The 12,073-nt window shown below is 60.6% G+C and carries 12 protein-coding genes; 5 read left to right on the top strand and 7 right to left on the bottom strand.

What is annotated here, in order from left to right:
* From V7116_RS10110 to V7116_RS10120, 3 genes are read left to right on the top strand one after another with little or no spacing between them, the layout of a single operon-like run.
* Positions 1 to 1,131: an SIS domain-containing protein gene (locus tag V7116_RS10110; RefSeq protein WP_324391796.1), complete on the top strand. Its 1,131-nt coding sequence runs from the start codon at positions 1 to 3 to the stop codon at positions 1,129 to 1,131.
* Positions 1,132 to 1,180: 49 nt separating this feature from the next.
* Positions 1,181 to 1,609, top strand: a complete 429-nt coding sequence (locus V7116_RS10115; protein ID WP_324391797.1) for a secondary thiamine-phosphate synthase enzyme YjbQ — start codon at positions 1,181 to 1,183, stop codon at positions 1,607 to 1,609.
* Positions 1,606 to 2,511, top strand: coding sequence for a nucleoside phosphorylase (locus V7116_RS10120; protein WP_324391798.1), 906 nt, complete (start codon positions 1,606 to 1,608; stop codon positions 2,509 to 2,511). The genes V7116_RS10115 and V7116_RS10120 overlap by 4 nt, the downstream gene beginning before the upstream one ends.
* Positions 2,512 to 2,646: 135 nt before the next feature.
* On the opposite strand, the gene V7116_RS10125 is transcribed toward V7116_RS10120, so the two are convergent.
* From V7116_RS10125 to V7116_RS10140, 4 genes are all read right to left on the bottom strand, one after another.
* Positions 2,647 to 3,480, bottom strand: a complete 834-nt coding sequence (locus tag V7116_RS10125; protein WP_324391799.1) for a carbohydrate ABC transporter permease — start codon at positions 3,478 to 3,480, stop codon at positions 2,647 to 2,649.
* Complete coding sequence (locus V7116_RS10130) at positions 3,481 to 4,308, bottom strand: carbohydrate ABC transporter permease (protein ID WP_324391800.1); 828 nt, start codon at positions 4,306 to 4,308, stop codon at positions 3,481 to 3,483.
* Positions 4,309 to 4,455: 147 nt separating this feature from the next.
* The gene (locus tag V7116_RS10135) at positions 4,456 to 5,760 is read right to left on the bottom strand and encodes an ABC transporter substrate-binding protein (RefSeq protein ID WP_324391801.1); all 1,305 of its coding nucleotides are present in this window, start codon (positions 5,758 to 5,760) and stop codon (positions 4,456 to 4,458) included.
* Positions 5,761 to 5,967: 207 nt separating this feature from the next.
* Positions 5,968 to 6,891, bottom strand: a complete 924-nt coding sequence (locus V7116_RS10140) for a dihydrodipicolinate synthase family protein (RefSeq protein WP_324391802.1) — start codon at positions 6,889 to 6,891, stop codon at positions 5,968 to 5,970.
* Between the two features lie 324 nt (positions 6,892 to 7,215).
* Between V7116_RS10140 and V7116_RS10145 the strand changes: the two genes are divergently transcribed.
* A complete protein-coding gene (locus V7116_RS10145; RefSeq protein ID WP_324391803.1) occupies positions 7,216 to 7,881 on the top strand; it encodes a GntR family transcriptional regulator in 666 nt (221 codons plus the stop codon).
* A gap of 131 nt (positions 7,882 to 8,012) precedes the next feature.
* Here V7116_RS10145 and V7116_RS10150 read toward each other — a convergent pair whose 3' ends face one another.
* From V7116_RS10150 to V7116_RS10160, 3 genes are read right to left on the bottom strand one after another with little or no spacing between them, the layout of a single operon-like run.
* Complete coding sequence (locus V7116_RS10150; RefSeq protein WP_324391804.1) at positions 8,013 to 8,672, bottom strand: DAK2 domain-containing protein; 660 nt, start codon at positions 8,670 to 8,672, stop codon at positions 8,013 to 8,015.
* Positions 8,672 to 9,688 (bottom strand): dihydroxyacetone kinase subunit DhaK, encoded by a 1,017-nt coding sequence (locus V7116_RS10155; RefSeq protein WP_324391805.1) that lies wholly within the window; start codon positions 9,686 to 9,688, stop codon positions 8,672 to 8,674. The genes V7116_RS10150 and V7116_RS10155 overlap by 1 nt, the downstream gene beginning before the upstream one ends.
* 48 nt (positions 9,689 to 9,736) lie before the next feature.
* Positions 9,737 to 10,420, bottom strand: a complete 684-nt coding sequence (locus V7116_RS10160; protein ID WP_324391806.1) for a GntR family transcriptional regulator — start codon at positions 10,418 to 10,420, stop codon at positions 9,737 to 9,739.
* A gap of 292 nt (positions 10,421 to 10,712) precedes the next feature.
* Between V7116_RS10160 and V7116_RS10165 the strand changes: the two genes are divergently transcribed.
* Entirely contained in the window at positions 10,713 to 11,996 is a 1,284-nt protein-coding gene (locus tag V7116_RS10165; protein ID WP_324391807.1) for a uroporphyrinogen decarboxylase family protein, read from the top strand.
* Positions 11,997 to 12,073 lie beyond the last annotated feature (77 nt).

Genomic DNA, 12,073 nt, shown 5'->3' on the forward strand with positions numbered 1-12,073 from the left:
ATGCCTTCATCCAACTCCTCCAACCCCATGCGCGATCAGGTATTCAGTCTGCCGGAGCTGATTCGTGAACAGGTGTGGACACTCGAAAGCCGCACGCGCAAGATCATCACCACGCCGGAAATGTTCGCCGCCCGGGACGTCGTGCTGACCGGCAGCGGCGATTCGTACATCAGCGCGATGGCGGCAGAGGCGGCGTTCACGGAGTTGGCCGGGGTGCGCGCCCAGGCGCTCAGCGCGATGCAAGCCTCGCGCTACCACGCCCGCCGCTTCGACTGGCAGTATCCTTCCAACCCGCTGGTGCTGGCCGTGAGCAATTCCGGTGAGGTGGCACGCGTAGTCGAGGCCGTGCAGCATTACAACGACTGCGGCGCGCTGACCGTCGCCGTGACGGGTAATCCCGGCAGCCGTCTCGGCCAGGCCGCCCATCGGGCGGTGGAGGTCACGATCCCGCCGTTCGCGTCCGCGCCGGGCGTGCGGTCCTATTACGGCTCGCTGCTGGCGCTTTACCTGCTCGCCATCCGCATGGCCGAGGTGCGCGGACAGGTCACCGCCGACGAAGCGATGGATCTGCGCCGCGAACTGGAAGCCGCAGCGGGCGCCATCGAGGCCACGATCGCGCAGATGGATCAGCCGCTCCAACGGCTCGCGCACGAATGGGCGTCCCTACCCGCCTTCGAGCTACTGGGCAGTGGGCCGGATCGCGCCACCGCCGCCTATGGGGTCGCCAAGCTGCTCGAAGCGGTCGGAGTGCACGCCACCCACCAGGATGTCGAGGAATGGGTTCACCAGGAGTATTTTGTGGCGGACGCGGAGCATACCGGCACGATCCTGATCTGCGCGGCAGATTCGCCCGCGCTCAGCCGTGCGGTGGAGGTCGAGCACTACCTGCAGACGCTCAAGCGCCCCTACCTCGTGCTGAGCGGCAGCCCGGCGGCAGCGGCGTTCGGGCAGGTTCTGGCCCACACCCAGACGATCCGCCCGGTGTTCGCCCCGCTGCTCGACAGCGCTCCCCTGGCGTTGTTCGCAGCGTACCTTTCCGCTGAAACCGGCGCAGCCTATGGGCGCGGAGCCAGCGGACAGTGGGCCGACTGCCACGACGGCGCGACGACGCGCAACAGCCTGATTCTTTGATCCGCACGAGTGGATTTTTGCAGCACGGACGCGAAAGGGCACAGCTTCTATGTTCACGGAACGGCTCAAAACCGAGCGTAACGGCGTGGTGGACATCACCGAGGGGGTGCGGCGCGCCGTAGCGTCCTCGCAGGTGCAGGAAGGCATCGCCGTCGTGATGGTCCCGCACACGACTGCCGCCGTGACGATTATCTCGTTTCCCGATCCGCTGGGGCTGGAAGACGTCAACGACGAAATCAGCCGCCTGATCCCAACGCGCATCGACTTCAAGCACCAGCACGATACGCCCCAGGACGCCGCCGGACACGTCAAATCGGTGCTGGTCGGCGCGTCGCTGTCACTGATCGTGTCGGGCGGGGATCTGGTGCTGGGACATTCGCAGGCGATTTACTTCTTCGAGTTCGACGGGCCGCGCCAGCGACAGTACAACGTCCAGGTCGTCGGCCTAACTCGCTTCAACGAGGTTGCAACACTATGAAAGAATCGATCAAGAAGCTCTACGACCGCTACGACTTCGCGCCCAACGTGCCGCTAAAGGGCCTGCTCATCGATGGCAAACCGGCCCTGACCGGCATCGATCCGGCGCGGATCGGAGACTACGTGATCCTCACCGTGCGCGATCCGCTGTGCGACTACGTGGACGATCCCGCCGCGCAAATCGCGCAGCACCTCGAAAACGCGGAACTGGTCGCGCGTACGGGCATGTTCACCACCTACACCGGCACATTCGAAGGCGCGCGAATCAGCATCGTTAGCGGCGGCAGCGGATCGCCGGAAGCCGAGCTGGTCCTGCACGAGTTCCTCGAAAACACCGACGCCACTACCTACGTGCGCGTGGGCGGGTCCGGCGGCATGCACGAATCGGTGCGGCCCGGTGACGTGGTGATCAGCCGGGGCGTCGTGCGCGACGAGGGCATGACGCAAGCGTACATTTCGCCGTCATACCCCGCCGCCGCCAGCTATGAAGTCGTGATGGCGTTCGTGCAGGCCGCGTACGATCTCGGCGTATCGTTTCACGTGGGCATTACGCGCTCCAGCGACAGCGACTTCTGCGGCGTGGGGCGGCCTTCGGTCGGCGGGTATATGCAGCCGCGCCATCTCGAAGTGATCGATTACTACCGGCGCGCGGGCGTGCTCAACGGCGACCGCGAGTCGGCGGCAGTCGTCACCCTTGCAACGCTGTTCGGCAAGCGCGGCGGCTCGATTTGTTCCGTGGCGGACAACATCGTCACGGGTGAGACGTTCACCGCCGGGGCCGGGCACGACACCGCGATCCGCGTCGCGCTGAAGGGCTTCAGCCTGCTGCGCCAGATGGATCTCGAAAAGCAGCGCGCCGGGCAAGATTTCTGGACGCCATCACTGCGCGGCGCGGGTGCGTAGGGCGCACCGGGCGGCACACACCACGACGACAACCGGGCAAATACGCTCCTCGGTTTTCTGTTCGACGCAAAAAACCTGTGAGAACACTGCACTCACAGGTTTTTTGTTTGCTGCTGCCGGTTACCGATACTTGAACTAGCCTTTTTCTGCTCCGGCAGTCAGCCCGGCAGTCAGATACTTCTGCGCGAACAACCCGATCACGAACACGGGCACAATCGTGATGATGGCGATGGCCGACAGGCCGCCCCAATTGACGCCGTATTCGCCGTAAGCGATTTCGGAAATTGCCACCGGCAGCGTCTTGGACTCGACCGACTTGGTGAAGACCAGCGGAATCAGGAACGAGTTCCAGATCGTCAGGAAGGTGATCGTCACGGTGCTGGCGATCGCAGGCCAGGAAATCGGCAGGATGACGCGCACCAACACCCCTATCGACGAACAACCGTCGATGGTTGCCGCCTCCGTTATCGACACGGGCACATCGTCGAAAAACGTCTTGAGCAGCCACGTCGCCAAGGGGAACGCCATCGCAGCCAGCATCAAGATCAGCCCCGTTTTCGAATCGTACAGATTGTACGTCTGCATCAGGAAGTACAGGGGGATGATGACCGCAATTTCGGGCACCATACGCGCGATAATGATGAAGATCATCATCGCGTTTTTCGCTTTATAGGTGAAAAACTTGGAATACGAATAGCCCGACGCAATGCCCAGGACCATGACCAGCGCCGTTCCCACCACGCCGACGATCAAACTGTTGCGGGCATAATACCGGTAATCAGTCTCGAACATCCGAGAGTAGTTATCGAACGTAACGTGCTGGGGAAAAACGTGCGGCGGGAAACTGACGATCTCCGTCTCGGCTTTGAACGATGTGAGCAAAACCCAGATAATCGGCAGCAGCGTATACAGCACGAGCAGTGTCGCCGCGAAATAGATAAGCCCCAGGCGCAGTGTTTTCCTTGACATTTACGCCTCCCGTCGCAGAATGAGGCGGATATAGCCGATGCTCATGACGAATGCGAGCAGGAAAATAATCGTCGTCGCGGCGGAACCGAACCCCATGCGAAAGCCGAGCATCGACTTCTTATAGGCGTAGGTGGCCAGCACTTCCGTCGAGTTGGCGGGTCCACCCCGCGTAATGATCCACACCGCGTCGAAGAAACGCAGGGCGATCATGGTGCGCATCAGCAGCGCGACCGCAGCGGACGGCTTGAGCAGCGGCAGCGTGATATGCCAGAAGCTGCGCACCGAGCCTGCGCCGTCGATGCGCGCCGCTTCGTACAGGGATTCGGGGATGTTTTGCAGCCCGGCCAGCAGCACCAGCATCACGAACGGGGTGGACTGCCACACGTCAATAAAGATCAGAGTGGGCAGCGCCAGATTGGTCGATGTGAACCACTCGATCGGTTTCGAGATCAGGCCCACCTCCGTCAGCGCGTAGTTCACGATGCCATAGGTCCCGTTCAGCAGCCAGGACCAGACGAATGCCGTCACGACCGGGGCCATCATCCAGGGCAGCAGCGTAACGCCGCGCAGCAGGTTGCGCCCCTTAAAATCGAGCTGGAGCAGCAGCGCAATCATCATGCCGAGCGCAAACTCCAGCGAGATCGAAGTGACCACGAAGATAATTGTGTGCTTGAAGGCTTCGATAAACAGCGGATCGGCGAAGAGTTTTTCGTAATTCGCCCAGCCGATTAGCGTTGGCGGATCAAAGGTGGACAGGTTGTACTTATAAAAGCTCAGGTAAAAGCCGCGTCCGATAGGGTATCCGAGGATGACCAGTAACAGCAGCAAGCCTGGAAAAGCGTACACATAAGGTGCAAATCGACGTAACATATTTAATGTACCAATCCCAAGCCAAGTGGCTTTGTCAGGTATAGTGTGGGAGAGGAGCGCAGCGCCCCTCTCCACACAATCACGCCGTGGCGTTCCGAAGAGAAGCTACTCCGCCAGCAGGTCCGAAATCGACTCCGCCGCCGTATTCAGCGCGTCTTCCGGGGACATGGCCCCCGCCATCGCCTGGTCGATGTACTCGCCCAGGATCTGAGAGGTTTCACCACCGCGAGGCAGAATGACGGTTTCAGCGCTTGATTCCGCCACGTCGAACACGAACTGGGAGAATTCACGATGACGCTCGGGCACGAGATCGGCCAGGTCCGGCGCGTCATACACGGACGAGCGAGCAGGCCAGTCGAGCATCTGGCTGTATTCGAACAGGCCCGACTCGGTATTGGTCAGGTACTGGATGAGATCCCAGGCGGTTTCCTTGTTTTCCGACATCGCCGGAATACCGAAACCCCAGCGGTTGAAGGTCGTCATGGATGAGCCGCCTTCGGGCGCGGGCTCAAGCGCGTACCCCACCACGTCTTCGAGGTCCGTACCCACCGTCATACCGTACATGTAGGGCCAGTGATTCGTCATGGCGAACTTGCCCGCCAGGAACCCTTCGTGCACTTCGTTGTTGTCGTACGAGATCACGTCAGGCGGCATCACTTCGTACAGATTCTTCAGATCGACCATGAACTGCAGGGCTTCAACCCCTTCGGGGCTGTTGAAGGCGGGATTGCCATCTTCGTCAAAGATCTGGCCGCCCTTCTGGAACAGGAAGTCGAAGAAGGTATAGGTATTGAACACCTGGCCGGCCAGACCCAGCGACACGAACCCCCACTGATCGATGTTCCCATCCCCGTCCAGGTCCTTGGTGAGCGCCTGAGCATATTCTACCAGCTCATCCCAGGTCTGCGGCGGCTCGGTGAAACCGGCTTCTTCCAACAGGTCGGTGCGGTAGTACAGCAGGCGAACATCGAGGCTGTACGGCATGATGTAGGGGTGGCCGTTGTAGTCGGTCAGCGCGATGTCGATGAAGTCCGCACGGGCTTCGTCGGAAATCGCTACAGCCGGATCGGCGCTGCCATCCAGCGGTGTCAGCATGGGGGCAAGCTGGTCGAGATAGAAGTCCCAGAACATCACCATATCGAGCTTGGGGCTTTGGGTATTGGCGGCCAGAATATAGTCGGCCACGTAGGTTTGCGTGTTTTCTTCGATGATCTCGACTTCGACACCCGTTTCTTCCGCCCACTGCTGCACGAGCGGTTCGACCGTCTTGTAGTCACTGGTGTTCAACACCAGCGCGATGGTAATTTTATCGGCCTGCTGAGCCTTAGCCGTCGTGAGTGATGCCGTGGGCTGAATCACAAGCGCCAACGTGATGAGCAGCACGAGCCCAAGGGTGATTCGCTTTGTCAAGCCAAACGGTGTTCTCATTTTTTCTCCCATTCCGGCCAGTCAAACAGCCGGCCTATCCTAAGATTCCTTACATGCGAACAACAATCACTATCTGGTTACCGGGTGAGATGGGTGTGACGCGTTCCTCTTCGACTCTCTACTCGAAGCGCCTCCTTTGGGCCAGCGAACCATCTGGCGACACGGCAACTGCCCTGCAGACTACCGTGTCTATTCGGCGGATACCTGCTCTGGATAAACCTGGGCGACGTACTTACGGAGCACAGCGCGCTCCTCGGGGGTCATTTCCACGGCGGGCAGACGCGGCATACCAATATCTTCGCCCAACATCCGCATCATTTCCTTGAACACGGTCAGCCAGTGGGGAGCCGCGTTCGGGCCGGTGCGCTCGTACATGAAGTAGTAGCCCAGCGGCGCGATGCGTGCCCAGATGCTCCGCGCGAGCGTCAGGTCGGCCTTGTTATGCACGGCGTCGAATAGCTCGACCGCCAGATCCGGCACGACGTTGGGGAAGCCGGACAGCCAGCCGTCGCCACCCGCGGCGAAGGCCTCAAGCGGCGCGTAGTCGTGCCCGTAGAGCGCGGTGATCTTGTCGCCGCAGAGGTACTTGAGGTAATTCACGCGCATCGGGTCGCCGTGGGCGGCCTTGATCGAGTTCACAACGCCTTCTTCAACCAGGACGCGCACCTGTTCCGGCGACAGCTCAAACCCGGCAAACCAGGGGTTGTTGTAGACCATGATCGGCTGCCCGATGGCGTGAGACACTGCGCGCAGATGATCCATCGCCGAGGGAATGGTCGGGCCATAGTAGAACGGCAGCAGCACCATCACGCCATCTGCGCCCGCTTCCATCGCTGAAGTCGCCAGCTTGATGGCAAGTTTGGTCGAATAGTGGATGATGCCCGCATAGACCGGCACGCGACCCGCCGCCTGCTCGATGGTGGCCTTGATCACCTGCAGGCGTTCCTCGTCCGTCATCGCCGCGCCTTCACCGGTGCTGCCCGTCGGCGACAGGCCGTGAACGCCCTTGCCAATCAGCCATTCCGCAAACGAGCGGGTCGCGTCCAGATCGACACTGCCATCGTCGGTAAAGGCCGTAAGCATTGCTGGGATGATACCTTTTGGAAAACTCATTTCGCCCTCGTGGTAACTGATAGAAACAGGAAATAAGGGGGCAGACTACATCAACCTGCATGTATCTGCCTTTATGCGAAGTTTCACAGGCAATGCGTTGCATCCAACATGTTGGTTACATTAAACCACGAAAGCAGGTGCGAGTCAACGTGTTCGCGGAAGCCAAGTTAAAGCCCCGAACCGATCGACCGCTGCTGCTGGCAGGGTTTCAGGATCGATCCTAAATGCAATATGTTGTATGTCGCAAACAACACGACTATAATATTATGGGAGCCACCACCGGAACTAATATACTATCCAAATAAGTGCACTGGAAAAACTACCATGCCAACATCACACGGCAAAATCACCTACGTTTCACTAGCCGACGAATGTTATAACCGGATCCGGGCGGACATTCTGAACAATATTCTCCCGTGGGGAGAACAGCTTGACGTCGCGCAGATCGCGCAGGACTTCGGCGTCAGCCGCTCGCCGGTCAACAAGGCGATCGAACGTCTGGCGCACGAGGGATTGGTCGAGATCCAGCCCAACAAGGGCAGCTATATCCGCACCCCGACCATCCGCGACATCGACGAAGTGACCGAGATTCGATCCGCGATCGAAAAGCTGGCGTGTGAGCTGGCCTACACGAAAAATCGAGAGCAATTGATTGCCGCGCTGGAAAAGAACGAGCGGGTTCTGGCCCCCTACCAGGGTGACCAGCAAGACGTTCCGTTTGAGGTCTTCCGTGAGTACGACCGCGAATTCCACGCGACTTTCGCGCGCCTGGCGGACAATTCGCGGCTGATGGAAATCTTCGCAATGATCCGCAACCAGGTGGAGCTGTTCCGCACGAAAACTTACCTGGAGCCTCAAACGCAAAAGGCAGTCGAGCGCCACCATGAAGTGCTGGGCTGCCTGAAAGATGACCGGCTGGACGACGCGATCAGCGCCCTGCTCGAACACGTCGAAGAGGTGCGCCTCGACACGATCTCGTCGCTGTCGTAACGCACCCCATCGTTTGAACGCCTCCCTACAGCCGCCTCCTGGCATCCGTCGAGGCGGCTGTAGGGGAAGACACGATCCTCACCGCCCCGGATGCGCGAATACCTTCCCAGCTGTACGGGCGCAGCCCGTGTCTAAGCTGAGGTGGAGCCGGGTTCGCTTGGTTCGACTTGCAGCACTGCTTCGAGCACCTGGACAAACAGCACTGTGCCGGGATCGGGCTGGTTCTCGGTACGCTCGCCGACCCAGGCTGCCCGGCCAATCTTGCTCCGACTCGCGATCACGGCATCCCGGCCCTGCCGCGCGGCGTGCAGCATACTCACTGCGGCGTCGGACAGAGCATCGCCGCCGTCGATCGCGGCGTTAAAAGCTTCGGCTGCGGGGTGAAGCGCATCCACAATCGTCTTATCGCCCGGCTTCGCCTTTCCACGCTCCTGAACGCCCACATCAGCGGCGCGCAGCATACGGGCAAGCGCAGGACCGTCCAGGCTGGTTGCGCCCTGGACCTCTTTTCCGGCCCGCATCAAAGCGGTTGCGATCAGCGTCCCCAGGCTGCTCGACGCGGCGCGATTCACCGCGCCGCCCATCTTGATGAAATAAGTTCCCAGGTCGTCGCCCGGCGAATTGCTCTCCTGGTACGCTTTGATCCCCGCCGCGCACTTTGCGACGGTGATCCCCGTATCGCCATCTCCGAGCGCGGCATCCAGGCGGTTGAGCGTGTCGCGCAGATCGACCATTCGATCCGTGGCGCGATCGATGGCCGCGACAATGTCCGGTGTTTCGATTGCGGCCATTACCACACTCCGCCCGGATATTGTACGAAGAACGGCGACTGTGCCGGAAGATCGAGCAGCTCGGCCATCTCGCCATCCAGCCGGAAAAGCGTCAGCGACGCCCCCGCCATTTCCATGCTCGTCGCATATTCTCCAACGTAGGCCCGGTGGATCTTGATGCCCCGCTCGGCGAGCATATCGTGCGTCTTGCGGTAGAGAATGTACAGTTCTTCGGGCGGCGTCGCTCCAAGCCCGTTGACCATCACGGCCACGCGCTCTCCGGCGTGTAGCGGCATATCGTCCAGCACGGCCAGCGTCATGCGCTCTGCGATCTGATCCGCCGTCTGGAGCTTCTCGCGCTTCATGCCGGGTTCGCCGTGAATCCCCATCCCGATTTCCATCTCGTCGTCCGCCAGCGTAAACGTCGGGCGACCGGCAGCGGGCACCGTGCAGGGCGACAGTGCGACGCCAATCGTGCGGATGTTGTCCAGCGCCTTGCGCGTCGCCGCCTCGACCTCGTCCAGCGATCCGCCAACATAGGCTTTTGCGCCCGCGATCTTGAACGCGAAGACCATTCCGGCCACGCCCCGGCGGCGATCGGCTTCGTCGGGTGGCGCAGATGCGACGTCATCCTTCACCAGGACGGTGCGCACCTCGATCCCGTCCAGGTCGGCCAGCTCGGCGGCCATATCGAAGTTCATGACATCGCCGCCATAGTTGCCGTAGATAAACAGGACGCCCCTGCCGCCGTGAATGCGCTTCACGACTTCAAGCATCTGGTCGGAACTGGGCGACGCAAAAACGTCCCCGACCGCGCATCCATCCAGCAGCCCTTTGCCCACATAGCCCAGAAACACGGGAAGATGGCCGGACCCGCCGCCTGTCGCCAGCGCCACTTTGCCTTCGATGGGCGCATCCGCCTGTACGATGCAGTGGGGATCGTTCCCCGCAAACGCCAGCAGATCGGGATGGGCCTTGAGCAGTCCATCCAGCATTTCCGGCACGAACAGATCGGGAGCATTAAGTATCTTTTTCACGTGCGTTTCTCTTTCTCTAGACGCGTAAGAAAGTAAGTGACTACCAAATCACTGGGACTGGATCACGACCGTCTCGATGGCAAATTCGCCCACTTCGTAAATGTGCTGCCGCAGCACACGAACCGCGTCGGCCAACTGATCGTGGTGCAAGTGCTCGACAATCGTCCGGTGCCTCGTGATCGACTGTTTGGCCTTGTCGCGCGAGTAGGTGCGAATGCGGAACAGCTCGACCTGATTGCGGTTCACGTCGATGATATTGAGCAAGCGCGAATTGTCCGCGGCAAGCGCAAACGTCCAGTGGAAATCCCGGTCGTAGGCGAGGAATACGTCCTCCGGAATCTCCTCACCGCGCTCCTCGAACACGGCAATCGTGCGATCCTGTTCCGCCAACCGTTCGAGCAGCCTATCCTTTTGTTTCTCATAGGCCAGCTCCACATTGAGCGCCTCGACCGCAAAGCGGATCTCGGTCACTTCGACGATGTCTTTTCGGGTTGGCGCGCGCACGTAGCTGCCCTTGTTGGGAATGATCTCGATCAGCCCTTCGTGCGCCAGACGTTCGATCGCTTTCACGATAGGGGAGCGGCTGACGCCGTATTCCGCCGCGAGCGTCGTAACGTCGACCCGTTCACCCCAGCGCATCCGGCCATCGAGAATATCGGACTGGATCCGCGCGTAGCACTCGTCGGTGAACGATACAAATGTGATTTTGCCGTTATTTTGAGACAGAGACATGAAACCGCCCGCAGACTACTGAACAAACGAGAGTGGGATGATGTGTGTTTTGCGTGCACCTGAAAGCTCGGCCCCGAGCTAATAAATGCATTCTACTACAACCAATATGTTGCATGCAACATGGGAGCAGATTAATCCTGAACTCGTGGTTCTTCTTGTTCGCTGCGGCGTTCGTGCGGCGGAGCGCCGGGGGTTATACTGACATGCAGCAGCACGTCACGACTTTTTGTGGTTTTTACGCCCTCGCCCGCTGGTCACTTAATGAGCGTGGTTCATAAAAGGATGTGGTCTTATGTTAACCTCACGCGAGCGCGTCGAACGGGCGCTCAACCATCAGGAAGCGGACTGCGTGCCGCTCGATCTGGGCAGCAGCGGGACGACCGGCATGCAGGTCAACTCGGTTTACCAGCTTCGTCAGGCGTTGGGTCTGGACGCGCCGGGCACGCCGGTCAAGGTCACCGAGCCGTTCCAGATGCTCGGTGAGATCAAGCCGGACCTGCTCGACGCTCTAGGCGCGGACGTGGTCGGCGTCAGCTCGCCCAAAAACTTCTTCGGCTTCAAAAACGAGAACTGGAAAGCGTGGACGACCTTCGACGGCACGCCGGTGCTGGTTCCCGACGCGTTCAACACGGAGCCGGAACCGAATGGGGACATCGTGCAGTATCCCGAAGGCGACCGCTCCGTCCCGCCCGGCGCGCGCATGCCCGCCGGAGGCTGGTACTTCGACGCGATCATCCGCCAGCCGCCGATCGACGACGAGAACCTGAACGTCGAGAACAACCTGGAGGAGTTCGGGCCGATCAGCGACGAGGATCTGGCCTACTTCGAGGCGGAGATCACGCGGCTGTACGAGAGCACGGACAAGGCGATTCTGGCGAACTTCGGCGGGACGGGCTTCGGGGACATCGCGCTGGTGCCTGCGCCCTGGCTCAAGCACCCGAAGGGCATCCGCGACGTCGCGGAGTGGTACATGAGCACCGCCCTGCGCCGCGATTACATCTACGACGTCTTCGACCGCCAGTGCGAGATCGCGCTCGACAATCTGGCGAAGCTCTACGAGGTCGTCGGCAACCGCATCACCGCCGCCTACATCACCGGGACGGACTTCGGCGCGCAGAACGGCCCGTTCATCTCGCCCAAATCCTACCGGGATCTATACATGCCGTTCCACCAGCGCGTGAACGACTGGGTGCACCAGAACACCACGTGGAAGACGTTCATCCACTCGTGCGGATCGGTGCGCGCGCTGTACCCGGACTTCATCAAGGCCGGGTTCGACATCCACAACCCGGTGCAGACGAGCGCCGCCAGGATGGATCCCATTGAACTCAAGGCCGAATTTGGCGATCGCATCACGTTTTGGGGCGGCGGCATCGACACGCAGCATACCCTGCCCTTCGGCACGCCGGACGAGGTGCGCCAGGAAGTACACGAGCGCTTCAAGATCTTCGCGCCAGGCGGCGGCTTCGTCTTCAACTCGATCCACAACGTGCAGGCACGCGTGCCCGCCGAAAATCTGCTGGCACTATACAACGCCGTGCGCGAGTTCCGGGCCTACCCGATTCGCCAGACGTGAGTGCCCCTTCATTTCCCGGATAGCAAAAGGGGGCGTCGATATCGACGCCCCCTCGCTATTTCTTCAGCCGTCCCTGT

This window comes from Aggregatilinea sp., assembly GCF_036822615.1.
In the GTDB taxonomy this organism is placed as follows: domain Bacteria; phylum Chloroflexota; class Anaerolineae; order Aggregatilineales; family Aggregatilineaceae; genus Aggregatilinea.